This window comes from Shewanella sp. 125m-1 (assembly GCF_052977065.1).
The window spans coordinates 1-657 of sequence record NZ_JBRILT010000099.1 but is presented as its reverse complement, the minus strand read 5'-3'; the positions used below and the strand labels follow the sequence as shown (position 1 = coordinate 657).

The following is a 657-nucleotide window of genomic DNA, read 5'->3' as shown; positions in this document are numbered from 1 at the left end:
GCTTCCTTAAAACTGTTGTAGCCGTATTTAGGCATCCACTCTGTTTTAAAGCTCCTAAAAAAACGCTCTATTACCGCGTTATCCCAACAATTTCCACGCCGACTCATGCTTTGAGTTATTTGATACTTCCACAGCATTTGCCGATATTGAAGGCTGCTGTAATGACAACCTTGGTCTGAATGAAATATCAGGTTTTTTGGACGTCCACGATGTTCAAATGCCATTCTTAAAGCCGCACAAGTTAAATCAGTATTAGGGCTATCTGAACATGCCCAACCTACTATTTTTCTGGCGTACAAATCCATTATCACCGCTAAATAAAGCCATTTTGTTCCAGACCAAACGTAAGTCACATCTCCACACCAGACCTGGTTTATTGCTTCAACGTTAAACTGTCGCTTTAATAAATTAGGCGCAATTTTAGATTCGTCATTTGCTACCTTGTAACGATGTTTTCTGGGCTGGCTACTGATAAGCCCTGCATCTCTCATTAAACTTGCGGCCTTATAACGGCCAACATTTTCACCCAGTTGATTAAGCTGACCAGCTATCGTTCTAGCTCCCGCAGAGCCGCGACTATCACTATGTATATCAATCGCTTTTTTGAGCAATAATTCACGCTCTGGTTTTATTAATTCACGGTGTTTTAGGTGGTAA

At 41.1% G+C, this 657-nt stretch carries 1 protein-coding gene; it reads right to left on the bottom strand.

The features are described from left to right. Positions 1-657 (bottom strand): IS3 family transposase (locus tag ACVBIK_RS20675; protein WP_447170428.1); only part of this gene is annotated, 657 nt, incomplete at both ends.